The organism is Antiquaquibacter oligotrophicus (assembly GCF_020535405.1).
In the GTDB taxonomy this organism is placed as follows: Bacteria; Actinomycetota; Actinomycetes; order Actinomycetales; family Microbacteriaceae; genus Rhodoglobus; species Rhodoglobus oligotrophicus.
The window spans coordinates 27705-42263 of sequence record NZ_CP085036.1; the positions used below are offsets into that span (position 1 = coordinate 27705).

Annotated in this window: 15 protein-coding genes; 14 read left to right on the plus strand and 1 reads right to left on the minus strand. The window is 64.4% G+C overall.

Going from position 1 to position 14559, the window contains the following annotated elements; translation table 11 throughout:
• Positions 1 to 29: 29 nt before the first annotated feature.
• From LH407_RS00140 to LH407_RS00165, 6 genes are all read left to right on the plus strand, one after another.
• Positions 30 to 470: a type II 3-dehydroquinate dehydratase gene (locus LH407_RS00140; RefSeq protein ID WP_322133311.1), complete on the plus strand. Its 441-nt coding sequence runs from the start codon at positions 30 to 32 to the stop codon at positions 468 to 470.
• A 42-nt stretch (positions 471 to 512) separates the two neighbouring features.
• Positions 513 to 1076, plus strand: a complete 564-nt coding sequence (efp, locus tag LH407_RS00145) for an elongation factor P (RefSeq protein ID WP_322133310.1) — start codon at positions 513 to 515, stop codon at positions 1074 to 1076.
• Entirely contained in the window at positions 1077 to 1490 is a 414-nt protein-coding gene (nusB, locus tag LH407_RS00150; protein ID WP_322133309.1) for a transcription antitermination factor NusB, read from the plus strand.
• Positions 1491 to 1559: 69 nt separating this feature from the next.
• Positions 1560 to 2387, plus strand: coding sequence for an ABC transporter ATP-binding protein (locus tag LH407_RS00155; RefSeq protein WP_322133308.1), 828 nt, complete (start codon positions 1560 to 1562; stop codon positions 2385 to 2387).
• Positions 2388 to 2401: 14 nt separating this feature from the next.
• Positions 2402 to 3430: an aliphatic sulfonate ABC transporter substrate-binding protein gene (locus tag LH407_RS00160; RefSeq protein WP_322133307.1), complete on the plus strand. Its 1029-nt coding sequence runs from the start codon at positions 2402 to 2404 to the stop codon at positions 3428 to 3430.
• A 62-nt stretch (positions 3431 to 3492) separates the two neighbouring features.
• The gene (locus LH407_RS00165) at positions 3493 to 4326 is read left to right on the plus strand and encodes an ABC transporter permease (protein ID WP_407650664.1); all 834 of its coding nucleotides are present in this window, start codon (positions 3493 to 3495) and stop codon (positions 4324 to 4326) included.
• 59 nt (positions 4327 to 4385) lie between these two features.
• Here LH407_RS00165 and LH407_RS00170 read toward each other — a convergent pair whose 3' ends face one another.
• Complete coding sequence (locus tag LH407_RS00170) at positions 4386 to 4904, minus strand: DoxX family protein (protein ID WP_322133305.1); 519 nt, start codon at positions 4902 to 4904, stop codon at positions 4386 to 4388.
• 174 nt (positions 4905 to 5078) lie between these two features.
• On the opposite strand from LH407_RS00170, the gene pyrR reads away from it, so the two are divergent.
• Genes pyrR through gmk form a run of 8 tightly spaced genes read left to right on the plus strand, consistent with a single transcriptional unit; the run spans position 5079 to position 14552 of the window.
• Positions 5079 to 5606: a bifunctional pyr operon transcriptional regulator/uracil phosphoribosyltransferase PyrR gene (gene pyrR / locus LH407_RS00175; RefSeq protein ID WP_322133304.1), complete on the plus strand. Its 528-nt coding sequence runs from the start codon at positions 5079 to 5081 to the stop codon at positions 5604 to 5606.
• Positions 5603 to 6547, plus strand: a complete 945-nt coding sequence (locus LH407_RS00180) for an aspartate carbamoyltransferase catalytic subunit (RefSeq protein ID WP_322133303.1) — start codon at positions 5603 to 5605, stop codon at positions 6545 to 6547. The genes pyrR and LH407_RS00180 overlap by 4 nt, the downstream gene beginning before the upstream one ends.
• Entirely contained in the window at positions 6544 to 7845 is a 1302-nt protein-coding gene (locus tag LH407_RS00185; protein ID WP_322133302.1) for a dihydroorotase, read from the plus strand. The genes LH407_RS00180 and LH407_RS00185 overlap by 4 nt, the downstream gene beginning before the upstream one ends.
• Complete coding sequence (locus tag LH407_RS00190) at positions 7838 to 8332, plus strand: PH-like domain-containing protein (RefSeq protein WP_322133301.1); 495 nt, start codon at positions 7838 to 7840, stop codon at positions 8330 to 8332. Before LH407_RS00185 ends, LH407_RS00190 begins: the two co-directional genes overlap by 8 nt.
• On the plus strand, positions 8329 to 9474 hold the full coding sequence (gene carA / locus LH407_RS00195) for a glutamine-hydrolyzing carbamoyl-phosphate synthase small subunit (RefSeq protein WP_322133300.1): 1146 nt from the start codon (positions 8329 to 8331) through the stop codon (positions 9472 to 9474). The genes LH407_RS00190 and carA overlap by 4 nt, the downstream gene beginning before the upstream one ends.
• Entirely contained in the window at positions 9474 to 12776 is a 3303-nt protein-coding gene (gene carB / locus LH407_RS00200) for a carbamoyl-phosphate synthase large subunit (RefSeq protein WP_322133299.1), read from the plus strand. The genes carA and carB overlap by 1 nt, the downstream gene beginning before the upstream one ends.
• The gene (gene pyrF, locus LH407_RS00205) at positions 12769 to 13611 is read left to right on the plus strand and encodes an orotidine-5'-phosphate decarboxylase (RefSeq protein ID WP_322133298.1); all 843 of its coding nucleotides are present in this window, start codon (positions 12769 to 12771) and stop codon (positions 13609 to 13611) included. The genes carB and pyrF overlap by 8 nt, the downstream gene beginning before the upstream one ends.
• Positions 13608 to 14552, plus strand: a complete 945-nt coding sequence (gmk, locus tag LH407_RS00210; RefSeq protein WP_322133297.1) for a guanylate kinase — start codon at positions 13608 to 13610, stop codon at positions 14550 to 14552. The genes pyrF and gmk overlap by 4 nt, the downstream gene beginning before the upstream one ends.
• Positions 14553 to 14559 lie beyond the last annotated feature (7 nt).

The following is a 14559-nucleotide window of genomic DNA, read 5'->3' on the forward strand; positions in this document are numbered from 1 at the left end:
CGGATGCGACGGCCGATACACTCGACGTCGTGACCAGCATCCTCGTCCTCAACGGCCCGAACCTCGGTCGTCTCGGCTCACGGGAGCCGGATGTCTACGGCACCGGCAACCTCGAAGACCTGCGTGTGGCGCTCGAGTCGGCTTCCCGCAGCGACCATGAGATCGACCTTCGCCAGACAAATGACGAAGCGACACTCATTGGCTGGTTGCACGAGGCGGTGGACAACGGTTCGCCGGTGATTCTCAATCCGGCTGCGTTCACGCACTACTCGTACGCTCTTCGCGACGCCGCCGCACTCGTGACGAAGGCCGGTCTGATTCTCGTCGAAGTCCACCTTTCGAATCCGCACGCTCGCGAGGAGTTCCGCCACACGAGCGTGATTTCCGCGGTGGCGACGGGCGTCATCGCCGGTTTCGGCTTCGACTCCTATCTCCTGGCGCTGGAACTCGTCGAGCGCAGGCTCGGGTAGACTCGACCGCTGGTTTCCCTGAAAGAACGGATTGACATACGCATGGCCTCAACAGCTGACATCCGCAACGGAGTCGTTCTCAGCATGGACGGTGGACTCTGGAGCGTCATCGAGTTCCAGCACGTCAAGCCGGGCAAGGGAGGTGCGTTCGTTCGCACCAAGGTGAAGAACGTCATGACGGGCAAGGTCGTCGACCGTACGTTCAACGCGGGAGCCAAGGTCGAGGTCGAGACGGTCGACCGGTCGGACTTCCAGTACCTGTACCAGGACGGCGAGAACTTCGTTTTTATGGACCTGGGTACCTACGACCAGATCACCCTGTCGCCCGCTCAGGTGGGCGACGCCGCGAACTTCATGCTCGAGAACCAGAACGTGACCATCGCGCAGCACAACGGTGACCCGCTCTACGTCGAGCTCCCGGCATCCGTTGTCCTCGAGATCACGTACACCGAGCCGGGGCTCCAGGGTGACCGTTCCACGGGTGGCACCAAGCCCGCGACGGTGCAGACGGGCTACGAGATCCAGGTTCCGCTGTTCCTCGAGACCGGAACGAAGGTCAAGGTCGATACGCGTGACGGCAGCTACCTCGGGCGTGTGAACGACTAAGTGAGTGCTCGCACCAAGGCCCGCAAACGGGCCCTCGATGTGCTCTACGGCGCGGACGTGCGCGGAGAGTCCATCAACACCGTCCTCGGTGCCGAATCGCTCCGTGCCGCCGCCCAACCCGAGCGCTCTGCGTCGTGGGAGTACGCGCGCACGATCGTGACGGGTGTGACCGAGCACGGCGACGAGATCGACGAGCTCATTGAGACCTACTCGCAGGGGTGGCCGATCGCGCGCATGCCTGCCGTCGACAGGGCACTGCTGCGCATTGGCATTTGGGAGATCTTGTTCAACGACGAGGTTCCCGACAGCGTCGCTATCGCCGAGGCAGTCGAATCCGCACGTATCCACAGCACCGATGACTCCGCGGGTTTCGTCAACGGTTTGCTCGGTCGAATCGCCGCAACGCGCGGCTAACGCTCGTCATGTAACGCTGCGTTACGCCTCGATTACGAAGGATGGCGCCGAACGCATAACGTGCTTGTTATGCCCCCCGCAACCGCCGTAGTATCGCGCGCCCTGAGCGTATCGCTCGACGACGTGTCGCGATCGTTTCCCGCGGCGACCAAGGGTGGAACCCCGCGACGCGTTCTGCGTGACGTGTCACTCGAGATTGCTCCGGGGGAGATTGTTGCCCTCATTGGCGCCTCGGGTAGCGGAAAGTCGACTCTGTTGCGCCAGGTTTCCGGCCTGGACCACCCGGATAGTGGGGACGTCCTCATCGGGGGAACTCCGCTTGTGGGAGTCGATCAGCGCTGTGCTGTCGCGTTCCAGGAGCCGCGCCTGCTTCCGTGGCGCACCATCGCGCACAACGTCGAACTCGGACTCCCGCACGGCACGCCGCGCACCGAAGGCCGGGCTCGTGTTGCAGAGCTGCTCAAGCTCGTTCAGCTCACGGATGCTGCTGACCTCAGGCCGCGCCAGATCTCCGGGGGAATGGCACAGCGCGCATCGCTCGCCCGTGCCCTCGCGCGAGGCCCAGGGGTGCTGCTGCTCGACGAGCCGTTCGGCGCTCTCGACGCGCTGACGCGTTTGAGCATGCAGGACCTCCTGCTCGACATCCATGCCGCGGAGGCCGCGACGATCCTCTTCGTCACTCATGACGTTGAGGAGGCGCTATACCTCGCCGATCGTGTCGTGCTGCTCGGCGTCGAGGCAGGTTATCGCTCCGACAGCGGGGCGGTCATCCGTTCTGTCATCACAGTGCCGGGGAAGCGACCTCGCGATCGCTCCGACGCGGCACTCGCACATCTTCGCGTCCAGCTCCTCGAGGGGCTTGGCGTTTCGACCCATCACCCACCACACACCTTCTGAAGGACACAGCACCCATGACCAAAAAACTCTTCCCGCTTCTCGCGGCGGCCGCGGCAGCAGCACTCGTGCTGACCGGCTGCGTCCAAGGCGAGGGCTCCGCCACCGATGTCGAGGAGCCGTCGACGACCGAGTGGAGCTCGGATGTTCTCAACATCGACTTTGCGACCTACAACCCGCTGAGCCTCATCATCAAGGACCAGGGCTGGCTCGAGGAGGCGACCGGCGGCGACGTCACGATCAACTGGATCCAGTCGGCTGGCTCCAACAAGGCCAATGAGGGTCTTCGCGCTGGTGCTCTCGATGTGGGTTCCACTGCAGGGTCGGCCGCGCTCCTGGCACGGTCGAACGGCTCGCCGATTCAGACCATCGAGGTCTACACGCAGCCGAACTGGGCCGCGCTGCTCGTTCCGGCCGGTTCATCCATCACAAGTGTCGAGGAGCTCGCGGGCAAGTCGATCGCCGCGACGAAGGGTACCGACCCGTACTTCTTCCTTCTGCAGGCTCTCGGTGAGGCGGGTCTTTCGCTGTCCGACGTCAACGTTCAGAACCTGCAGCACGCTGACGGCAAGGCCGCGCTCGAGTCCGGTGCCGTCGACGCGTGGTCGGGTCTCGACCCGCTGCTGTCAACGAGTGTCGCGACCGCCGGCTCGAAGATCATCTACGACAACATCGACTTCAACAGCTACGGCTTCCTCAACGCGACCGAGTCGTTCCTGGAGAAGTCTCCCGATCTCGCCCAGCTCGTGATCGACGCCTACGAGCACGCTCGTGCCTGGGCAATCGAGAACCCTGAGGAGACCGCCGCGATCCTTGCCGAGGTCGCAGCGATCGACACCGAGGTCGCCGAAGCGGTTCTCATCGACCGCACGGTCATCGACCTCGACCCGGTCCCGGGCGACAAGCAGCGTGAGGTGCTCGAGTTTATCGGCCCGATCTTTGTCGAGTCCGGTGACGTCGCGAACCAAGACGACATCGACGAGGCGCTCGATTCGCTCTTCAACACGACGTACATCGAGGCCGCCGACCCCGCACGGTTTGGTTGATATTGCCTAAGCGTCCGTCAGAGCTCGCAGCCGACTCCTCCGAGAAGGAGTCGGCTGCGAGCCTGTTGCAATACAGCTCGAGTTTCGGGTACTCCGCGGCCGGAACCGCAACCAGCTCACGATCAACTCGCGCTGCGCGTTCGTCCCGGCGCGGCTGGTTCATCGCCGCAGGAGCCGTTCTTCCGGTTGTACTCGTCATTTTCTGGCAGTTCCTGTCGACCTCGGGCCTCGTTCCGTCGTACCGGCTTCCCACCCCGGTTGCGGTGGTCCAGTCCGGCATCGATCTGGCCGTGAGCGGACTGCTCGGTCAATACATCGCGATCTCGCTTCAGCGTGTTCTGCTCGGCTTCTTCGCGGGCGCGATCGTCGGACTCGCGTTGGGAGCGCTCGTTGGACTCTCACGGTGGGGGAGCGCGTTCCTCTCGCCAACTATTGGCGGCATTCGCGCCGTGCCATCACTCGCATGGGTTCCGCTGCTCATCATGTACCTCGGCATCAATGAGGACTCGAAGGTGACCCTCATCGCGATCGGCGCACTGTTTCCCGTCTACACCACGGTGTCGGGAGCGTTGCGTCACGTCGATCCGCACCTCGTGGAGCTCGGCCGCGCCTACGGCCTCGGCCGGATGTCGCTGCTGGCTCAAGTACAGCTGCCCGCTGTCATCCCGAGTGTGGTCTCCGGGCTCCGACTAGCATTGGCGCAGTCCTGGCTCTTCCTCGTGGCCGCGGAACTCATCGCCTCGTCGATGGGTCTCGGATTCCTTTTGGTCGATTCGCAGAACAACGGCCGTATCGACCGCATCTTTCTCGCGATCATCATCCTTGCCGTTCTCGGCAAAACGACGGATGCCCTCATCGGGCTGCTCGAGCGTTACTTGCTCAAGCGCTGGGGCTAACCGCCGCCAGAGACACGTAAGGGGTCGACCTCGCGGTCGACCCCTTACGTGTTTGAGCGTCAACGACGCTTCGCGTGTGCCGTGCTGTAACCCGCAACAACAAGCAGGCCGGCGATGAGCACGAGGTTCTTCGCGATGAACTCACCCTCGAACGTGACGAAAAGCGGGTTGCCCGTGAAGACAACTGCGGGGTAGATCACGAACACGGCAAAGGTGCCGAGGAGGTGTGCAATCTGCACGGCTGCGACCCAGGGCACGAGCACGCCGGCGATGAGCAGGCCGCCGAGGATGACCTCGACGATTCCCATTCCGGTCACGGCGACGTTTGCGGGAAGGAACGGCATCATGGCAGCGACAAGGTCACCGACAGGGGTGGCGCCGATGACTTTCAGTACACCGAACCAGAGATAGACGACGCCGAGTGCAATGCGCAGGAGCGGGATGGAGGTCGGCTTGATGACGGCGATCGTGAGATCGACGAGGTCCGCGACCCAGGCGAACGGGGGACGCTTCGCCGGTGCGGTGGGTTCGACTGCGTCGGGAGTTGGCGCGGGGCGAACGGGTGTGTGGAGGGACATCGGTGATTCCTTTCAACGGGAGGGTGACGTGGTTCCACGCTCCCGTGCCCGTCGTCCCGGGCACGAGGGGCTTTCGTCACGACATGTCGGGCATCCGGTCCCGGCACCGGTGGGTATAGTTGGGTGACCGACATCCTTTAAGTTCCGTCCTGTGAGGCGGGGAAGGAGGTCAGAGTGACTGCACGCGTTGTGCTGCAGCAGGCTGACATCGCCCGAGCGTTGACTCGGATCTCCCACGAGATCCTGGAGTCCAATCGAGGTGGCTCAGATCTCGTTATTCTCGGCATCCCCACGCGGGGTGTCCTCCTCGCCGAGCGCATCGGACGCATCCTGGACAGCATCGAACCGGGGTCCGGCACCGTGGGCTCCCTCGACGTGACGATGTACCGCGACGACCTTGCGACTAATCCCACACGAACGCCCGCCAGAACGGCGATCCCCGATGGAGGGATCGACGGCAAGACGGTTGTTCTCGTGGACGACGTTCTCTACTCGGGGCGCACGATCCGCGCAGCGCTCGATGCACTCGGTGATATCGGACGAGCGCGAGCGGTGCGGTTGGCCGTTCTCGTCGACCGAGGGCATCGCGAGCTTCCGATCCGGGCCGACTTCGTGGGCAAAAACTTGCCGACGTCGGCGTCGGAGCGCATCAATGTGCGTCTGGCGGAAACTGACGATCGTGAAGAGGTGACAATCCAGTGAGACACCTTCTCTCCACGGCGGACCTCTCGCGGGATTCCGCTATCGCGTTGCTCGATCTGGCCGAAGACATGGCCGACGTATCGAACCGTGAGGTCAAGAAGCTCCCCACGCTGCGGGGTCGCACTGTCGTAAATCTTTTCTTCGAGGACTCGACACGCACTCGAGTGTCGTTCGAACTGGCCGCCAAACGGCTGAGCGCCGACGTCATCACCTTCAGCGCCAAAGGATCAAGCGTGTCGAAGGGCGAGAGCCTCAAGGACACATCGCAGACGCTCGCCGCCATGGGTGCGGATGGCGTCGTCATCCGGCACTCAGCGTCCGGTGCCCCGCGGGTCCTCGCCGATAGTGGGTGGATCGACGCGGCCATCGTCAATGCGGGTGACGGCACACACGAGCATCCGACACAGGCCCTGCTGGATGCGTTCACCATGCGCAAGCGTATTCACGGCGTTGCGTCGCGCGGCCGTGCTCTTGACGGCGTGCGGGTGGTGATTGTCGGCGACATCCTCCACTCCCGGGTGGCCCGCTCCAACGTCTGGCTGCTCTCGACTCTCGGTGCCGAGGTGACCCTCGTCGCACCAGCGACCCTGCTCCCCGTGACGACGTCAACGTGGCCGGTTGCCGTGTCTCACAATCTCGACGATGCACTGTCGACAACGCCGGATGTCGTCATGATGCTGCGTATTCAGGCGGAACGTATGAACGCCGCGTTTTTCCCTTCGTCGCGCGAGTACTCACGTCAGTGGGGACTCGATGACGACAGAGTCGCTCGACTGCCAGCGGATACCATGGTCATGCACCCCGGGCCCATGAACCGCGGCCTCGAGATATCGGCCGGCGCAGCCGATTCGGCCCGCTCGACCGTTCTCGAGCAAGTAGCCAACGGGGTATCGATAAGGATGGCTGTGCTCTTTCACCTACTCTCCGGCAGCGACTCGTGAACATCACGGTAAAGGGAGCCGCGCTTCCGGGCGGAGCGCGCACGGACATCCACATCGTCGACGGTCGTTTCGCCGAAACGGCGGATGCCCGAGCAACGGTTATCGATGCCGAGGGCCTCATCGCCCTACCGGGACTTGTTGACCTCCATACGCACCTGAGGGAGCCGGGCTTCGAGCAGAGCGAAACGGTACTGACCGGCTCGCGCGCGGCCGCGGCCGGGGGCTTCACCGCGGTGTTCGCCATGGCGAACACGAGTCCCGTACAGGACACCGCGGGGGTCGTCGAGCAGGTCCAATCGCTCGGCGAACGCCACGGGTACGTGACGGTGCGCCCCATCGGCGCGGTCACCGTCGGACTCGCGGGGGAGAAGCTTGCCGAAATCGGCGCGATGGCCCAGTCCCGCGCCCGGGTCCGGGTGTTCTCCGATGACGGGCTCTGCGTGCACGACCCACTTCTCATGCGTCGCGCATTGGAGTATGTGAGCACGTTCGGGGGTGTTGTGGCGCAGCACGCCCAGGAGCCGCGCCTGACGATCGGTGCCCAGCTCAACGAGGGTGCCCTGTCGAGCGAACTCGGTCTCGCTGGATGGCCGGCCGTCGCGGAGGAGTCGATCATTGCGCGCGATGTACTGCTCGCCGAACACGTCGGAGCGCGGCTGCACGTGTGCCACGTCTCCACCGCTGGCTCGGTCGACGTCATCCGGTGGGCGAAAGCTCGCGGCATCTCGGTCACCGCGGAGGTAACTCCACACCACCTGCTCCTCACTGAGGAGTTGGCCAGGGGATACGACTCGCGCTTCAAGGTCAACCCGCCGTTGCGTCGGGACGAGGACGTCCACGCACTGCGTGCCGCCCTCGCCGATGGGACCATCGACATCGTGGCAACCGACCACGCTCCGCACCCCGTCGAGGCCAAGGAGTGTGCGTGGGATGAAGCGGCCAATGGCATGGTCGGGCTCGAGTCAGCCCTCTCGGTGGTCCAAGCGGCGGTTGTCGACACCGGGATGCTCGCGTGGGAGGACGTGGCGCGGGTCATGTCGAGCGCGCCAGCGGCCATCGGGCTCCTGGATGGGTACGACTCTCCGTTTGACGTCGGATCGCCGGCGAACCTCGTGCTCGTGGACCCGGCCGCCCGCCGCGATTTCTCCACGGCAGACCTGCGAGGCAAGTCGGTCAACTCTCCCTATTTGGGTCGCTCGCTACCGGGGAGGGTCGTCGCGACCATTCATGACGGGCGCCCCACGGTGCTGGACGGCGAGTTGCTCGCTCCCGAGATAGTGGGTGGTCGGCATGGATAGGGGCATCCTGCTCGCTCTCGTTCTCGTACTACTCGTTGTGCTGCTGGCACTCTTGCCGCTTGGCTGGTACGCCAGACGGCGTCGGCAGAAGGATGTTGTCGCCCCGATTTCGGCACCGACCGATCTCGGCACCGTCGTCGGTTCGTTCGCCGGCAAATATGTAGCGACGACGGCATCCGGCGACCCGTACGACCGCATCGCCGTTCACGGACTCGGATTTCGGAGCGCGGTGACGGTGACGGTGAGCGACACCGGCGTGCTCCTCGTTCGTCCGGGCACTCCTGATGTCTGGATTCCCCGGGCTGACCTGCTGTCGCTGCAACGCGCCACGTGGACCATTGACAGAGTTGTGGAACCCGGGGGACTCCAGCTCATCGAATGGACGCTCGGCTCCCGCGCCGTGGCGACCTATCTCAGACTCGACAACCCCGCGGCCTTCGAGGCCGCACTCTCCCCGTACCTCCCCATCGAAAGGCAGGCTTCGTGACCGTCGCCACCGACCCAGCAGTACTCGTCCTCGAGGACGGCACCCGATTCGCCGGGCACGCGTACGGGGCCCGCGGACGAACCCTCGGTGAGGTTGTTTTCGCGACCGGAATGACCGGTTACCAGGAGACACTCACCGATCCCAGTTACGCCGGACAGATCGTTGTCATGACGGCGCCGCATATTGGCAACACGGGGGTCAATGACGAGGATCCCGAATCGTCACGTATCTGGGTCAGTGGTTACGTTGTGCGTGATCCCAGTCGCATCGTGTCCAACTACCGCGCTGACGGATCCCTCGACGACCAGCTGAGCGAACAGGGCATCGTCGGGATCTCGGGTATCGACACTCGTGCCGTGACGCGCCGCATTCGCGATGCCGGTGCCATGCGCGGTGGCGTCTTTTCCGGCGAGGATGCAGGACTCGACGCTGACGAGCAACTGAGGCTCGTGCGTTCCGGCGAAGAGATGACGGGGCGGAACCTCTCGGCGGAGGTCTCGACACGCGATGGTTACGTCATCGCCGCCGAGGGCGAGCGGATCGGTAACCTCGCCGTGCTCGACCTCGGAGTCAAGACGTCGACCCTGAACTACCTCGCGGCTCGCGGGTTCGAGGTCCACGTCCTCCCGCAAACCGTCACTCTCGATGAGGTTCTCGCGTTGGACCCCGTCGCCGCGTTCTTCTCGAATGGACCGGGGGACCCCGGAGCCTCGGATCAGCACGTCGAACTCCTGCAGGGCATCCTGCGCAACGATGTTCCGTTCTTCGGCATCTGTTTCGGCAACCAGCTGCTCGGCCGTGCGCTCGGCTTCGGCACCTACAAGTTGCCCTTCGGTCACCGCGGCATCAACCAGCCAGTACTCGACCGTGAGACGGGCCGAATCGAGGTGACGAGCCACAACCACGGTTTCGCGGTTCAGGCAGAACTCGGGGAAATCCTCGAGTCCGCGACGGGCTTCGGCCGGGTCGAGGTGAGCCACGTCAACCTCAACGACAACGTGGTCGAAGGCCTGCGCGCCCTCGATATCCCCGCATTCTCGGTGCAGTACCACCCCGAGGCGGCAGCGGGACCGCACGACTCCAACTACCTCTTCGACCGGTTCCGCGACATGGTGCTCGCGCACAAGAAGGACAGCAAGTAATGCCCAAGCGCACCGACATCCAGTCCGTTCTCGTTATCGGTTCTGGCCCGATCGTTATCGGTCAGGCGGCCGAGTTCGACTACTCCGGAACCCAGGCCTGCCGCGTGCTGCGTGAGGAGGGGGTGCGCGTCATCCTCGTCAACTCCAACCCGGCGACCATCATGACCGACCCCGACTTTGCGGATGCGACATACGTCGAGCCCATCACCTGGGAGGTCATCGAGACGATCATCCAGAAGGAGAAGCCTGACGCGATCCTTCCGACCCTTGGCGGTCAGACGGCGCTCAACGCCGCGATCGACCTGCACAAACACGGCATCCTCGAGAAGTACGATGTCGAACTTATCGGCGCCAACTTCGAGGCGATCAACAAGGGCGAAGATCGGCAGATCTTCAAGCAGTTGGTGTTGGATGCCGGCGCCGATGTCGCCCGTTCCTACATCGCGCACACGCTCGAGGAGGCGATCGAGTACGCCGAGGATCTCGGCTACCCGTTGGTCATTCGTCCGAGCTTCACGATGGGCGGGCTCGGCTCCGGTTTCGCCTATTCGCGCGACGAACTCGTCCGCATGGTCACCGATGGCCTGCACCAGAGCCCGACAACCGAGGTCCTTCTGGAGGAATCGATCCTCGGCTGGAAGGAGTACGAGCTCGAGCTCATGCGCGACACCGCCGACAACACGGTTGTGGTCTGCTCGATTGAGAACGTCGACCCGGTCGGCGTCCACACCGGTGACTCGATCACGGTCGCGCCGGCCCTCACCCTCACCGACCGCGAGTACCAGAAGCTCCGCAACATCGGCATCGACATCATCCGCGCGGTCGGCGTCGACACCGGTGGATGCAACATCCAGTTCGCCGTCGATCCCAAGACCGGACGCGTCATAGTCATCGAGATGAACCCGCGCGTGTCCCGTTCGAGTGCGCTCGCGTCAAAGGCAACCGGATTCCCCATCGCCAAGATCGCCGCAAAACTCGCGATCGGCTACCGCCTCGACGAGATCCCCAACGACATCACAAAGGTCACTCCCGCGAGCTTCGAGCCGACCCTCGACTACATCGTGGTCAAGGTACCCCGTTTTGCGTTCGAGAAGTTCCCGGCCGCCGACGTGCGTCTCACGACGACTATGAAGTCGGTCGGCGAGGCGATGGCGATCGGCCGCAACTACTCGACGGCCCTTCAGAAGGCTTTGCGTTCTCTCGAGAAGCGTGGCTCGAGCTTCCACTGGGAGGGCGAGCCCGGTGATAAGCAGCAGCTCCTCGCCGTCGCGAGTGTGCCGACCGACGGACGTATCGTCGTCGTTCAGCAGGCGATGCGCGCGGGTGCCAGCATCGAGGAGGTTTTTGGCGCGACGGGCATCGACCCCTGGTTTGTCGACCAGATCGCTCTCATCAACGAGGTGGCGGATGCCATTGCCGCAGCCGCGGAACTCGATGACGCAACCCTGCTCCTGGCGAAGGACCACGGGTTCAGTGACGTCCAGATTGCGCAACTCCGGGGTCTGTCGGAGGCCGAGGTTCGCGCGCTTCGGTGGGAGCGCAACATCCGCCCCGTCTACAAGACCGTCGACACGTGTGCTGGCGAGTTCCCCGCGCTCACGCCGTACCACTACTCGAGCTACGACTCAGAGACCGAGGTCGCCCCGAGCGATCGGCGCAAGGTCGTCATCCTCGGATCTGGGCCGAACCGCATCGGACAGGGCATCGAGTTCGACTACTCGTGTGTCCACGCGTCGTTCGCACTCGCGAACGCCGGCTTCGAGACGATCATGATCAACTGCAACCCTGAGACCGTCTCCACCGACTACGACACGAGCGACCGGCTGTACTTCGAGCCGCTCACGCTCGAAGACGTTCTTGAGATCATCCACGCCGAGTCGCAGTCCGGCGAGCTCGTCGGCGTGGTGGTCCAGCTCGGCGGCCAGACCGCACTCGGCCTAGCGCAGGGACTCAAGGATGCGGGTGTGCCCATTCTCGGCACGACCCCCGAGGCGATTGACCTCGCGGAGGAACGCGGCTTGTTCTCGGGCATCCTGAACTCTGCAGGACTTCTTGCTCCCCGCAACGGAACGGCGACCGATCAGCAGGGCGCCGTCGCGATCGCCGAGGAGATCGGCTATCCCGTTCTCGTCCGCCCGAGCCACGTCCTCGGCGGTCGCGGCATGGAGATCGTGTACGACACCGGCTCGTTGGAGGACTACTTCGACAGGGTGCGCGACCAGGCCATCATCGGCCCGGGCTCGCCGCTGTTGGTGGACCGATTCCTGGATGACGCGATCGAGATCGATATCGACGCACTCTACGACGGCTCCGAGCTGTACATCGGCGGCATCATGGAGCACATCGAGGAGGCGGGAATTCATTCCGGTGACTCCGCGTGCACACTCCCACCCGTCACTCTCGGCCGCGACGTCATCGACCGTGTGCGCGAGGCGACCGCAGCCATCGCTGAGGGTATCGGCGTTCGCGGCTTGCTCAATGTGCAGTTCGCGATCGGCCAGGGCATCCTCTACGTTCTCGAGGCCAACCCGCGGGCATCGCGCACCGTGCCGTTTGTGTCCAAGGCGCTCGGCATCCCGCTGGCGAAGGCGGCGTCCCTCGTGATGGTCGGACGCAGCATCCGCTCGCTCGTGGAGGACGGTCTTCTTCCGGCACAGGATGGTTCGATCGTGCCTCTCGATTCTCCCGTCTCGGTCAAAGAAGCTGTACTGCCCTTCAAGCGTTTCCGTACGGTCGAAGGTCTCGTTGTCGATTCCGTGCTCGGCCCGGAGATGCGGTCGACCGGTGAGGTGATGGGCATCGACTCGAACTTCCCCAAGGCGTTCGCAAAGAGCCAAGAAGCTGCCTACGGCGGTCTGCCCGCGAGCGGCTCGGTCTTTGTGTCGGTAGCCGATCGCGATAAGCGCGCCATCGTCTTGCCCGTGCTCCGTCTCAGCCAGCTCGGTTTCAGCATCCTCGCGACGGAGGGCACTGCGGAGGTCCTCGCGCGCAACGGCATCGAGACACGTGTTGTTCGCAAGTACCTCATGGGCCAGGAGGCGGATGCCGGCGAGCCGACGATCGTCGACCTCATCAACGCTGGCGAGGTGGACGTGGTGATCAACACCCCGTCGGGGCGCAGCGCGCGGGCGGACGGTTATGAGATTCGCACGGCAACGGTCGCTGCTGACAAACCCATCTTCACGACTATCGCGCAGCTCGCGGCAGCGGTGGCGTCTTTCGAGGCGATCCAGGATGGCTTCGACGTGCGCTCGCTTCAGGACTACGCGCGAGACCGAGCGGAGCGGGTTGCTCGTGTCTGATTTCGGATCGCGACTGAACCAGGTGCTCGACACCGTCGGTCCGATCTGCCTCGGCATCGACCCTCACCCTTTCCTCCTTTCCGAATGGGGTCTCGCGGATTCGGCCGACGGTGTCCGCGAGTTCGGCCTTCGGGCCGTTGAGGGTGCCACAGGAGTTGTCGGCATCGTGAAGCCACAGGTCGCGTTCTTCGAACGGCACGGGAGCCGCGGCATCGCCGCTCTGGAAGTCGTCATGAGTGCTGCCCGCGCCGCGGGTCTGCTTGTTATCGCCGACGCAAAACGTGGCGACATCGGTAGCACTGTCGAGGCCTATGGCGAGGCGTGGCTCAGTTCGGGCGCTCCGCTCGAGGCAGATGCGATGACCGTCGTCGCGTACCAGGGAGTTGGCTCACTTCAGGGCGTGATCGACCGCGCCACGGGAGCGGCGAAGGGGTTGTTCATCCTTGCCGCGACGAGCAACCCGGAGGCGCGTGAGACGCAGACGGCGGCCATTCAGGAGGGTGTGCGGGTGGGCACCCCGGTCGCACGCGCGGTCGCCGATGACGTGTGCGCGTTGAACTCGGCAGATTCGCCGCTCGGTTCCATCGGTGTTGTTGTCGGGGGGAACCTCGACCTGGCGGGTTTCGGGCTGAGTTCTGAGTCGCTCTCGGGCACCCCGATTCTTGCGCCCGGCTACGGCGAGCAGGGTGCTTCTCTCAGTGCCATAAAAACCACTTTCGGCGCCGCTTCGCGCGGGGTTGTCGCCAACGTGGGCCGTGCAGCACTGCGTCGCGGCCCCCGTGAACTCGCGTCAACGCTTGAGGCTCTTGCTCGAGAGGCGGCGATGGCACGATGACGCCGCGTCCTGCCCCACCGTCGGTTGACCGTGCCGCTGCCTCGCAGGCGGCTGTTGCGGCGCGCCGGGCGCGAGCGGCGATCAAGAAGGATGTCTCGGATCGCACTCGCTCGCCCCTCGAGGTTGCGTCTGCCGCGTGGAACGATCCCGCCAGCCCTGAAGCGGGGCTTCGCGTGCGAGAACTCCTGCTCAGCGTCCCGAGCCTCGGGCCGGCGAAGGTCGACCGTGCGCTTGGCGAACTCGCAATCTCGGAGCGCAAGCGTCTCGGCGGACTCGGCTCGCGTCAGCGGGTTCGATTGACCGAGTACCTGATCAGTCGTACCCCTGCTCCGCCCGCACGCCTCACCGTTCTCGCCGGGCCGACTGCGGTCGGCAAGGGCACCGTATCGAGTTACATCCGCGAGAACTACCCCGACATTCAGTTGAGTGTTTCGGCCACAACGCGCTCGCCACGCCCGGGTGAGGTCGACGGTGTCCACTATTACTTCGTCAACGATGACGAGTTCGACCGCATGATCGATGGCGGTGAACTTCTCGAGTGGGCGACCGTACACAACTCCTACCGCTACGGCACACCTCGTGCACCGATTGAGCAGGCTCTGGCCGCTGGCCGCCGCGTTCTGCTGGAGATCGACCTCCAGGGAGCGCGCTCCGTGCGCCGCGCCATGCCCGAGGCAAAACTCATCTTTCTCTTGCCGCCGACGTGGGAGGAGCTCGTGCGGCGCCTCACCGGGCGGGGCACCGAAAGTGCAGAAGAGCAGCAGCGGCGCCTCGACACCGCGAAGGTCGAATTGGCTGCTCAGGACGAGTTCGACGCCCATGTTGTGAACACGGACGTCGGGGTTGCGGCTCGGGAGGTCGTAGAATTGATGGATGCGCCCGCTGGCGCGACCGCTTTCCGCCCGAATCCCACCCCAACCGAGGGTTCGGCGCCACGATAATCGAGGA